Source organism: Actinoplanes auranticolor, from assembly GCF_018332655.1.
Lineage (GTDB): Bacteria > Actinomycetota > Actinomycetes > Mycobacteriales > Micromonosporaceae > Actinoplanes > Actinoplanes auranticolor.
On sequence record NZ_BOQL01000112.1, the window covers coordinates 1 to 739 of the forward strand.

Genomic DNA, 739 nt, shown 5'->3' on the forward strand with positions numbered 1-739 from the left:
GCCCAGGTCAGCCTGATGTTGCGGTAGCAGGTGCGGATCGCCCAGATCAGGGTGCGTCCGGCGTGGCGGTCCTGCACGGACGCGGCACTGACCGCGACCACCAGCAGCAGGCCGATGGTGTCGACGGCGATGTGGCGTTTACGGCCGTTCACTTTCTTACCGGCGTCGTAGCCGCGGCTGGTGCGCGCGACCGTTTCGGCGGCGCGTACCGACTGGGAATCGATGATCGCCGCGGTGGGCTCCCGATCGCGGCCGGCAGCGGCACGGACCCGGTCGCGTAGGTGATTGTGCAGGTGGTTGACGGTGCCGTCAGCGGTCCAGCGGGCGTGGTAGTCATAGACGGTCTTCCACGGCGGGAAGTCGGCCGGCAACGCCCGCCAGACGCAGCCATTGTGGGCCAGGTAGCGGATCGCGTCGACGATGTCGCGACGCGGATGCCTCGGTGGTCGCCCGCCCCGCCGGCCGGGCCGCCCGGCCGGGATCAGCGGGGCGATGACCTGCCATTCCGCGTCGGTCGTATCTGACGGGTATCGCCGGACACGCTTGCTGGGCAGGTGATCATCAGACACGGTGGCGGTGGTAGATGCGCTGGAGCCGGCGACCAGGTAGAACGTCATACAGGGCCTTGAGGGTCGAACGTGATGGTGTGGTTACCTGCGCTCTTACCTCAAGGCCCGACCCATGTCAGCCAGCCACGCCGCATCATCCATCGACACTCACAAGTTTCCGGACAGGCACT

The 739-nt window shown here is 67.5% G+C and carries 1 protein-coding gene; it reads right to left on the reverse strand.

The window, feature by feature from the left end:
• A partial coding sequence (locus tag Aau02nite_RS45800; protein WP_212994989.1) for an IS5 family transposase occupies nucleotides 1-569 on the reverse strand: 569 nt, incomplete at its 3' end.
• Nucleotides 570-739 lie beyond the last annotated feature (170 nt).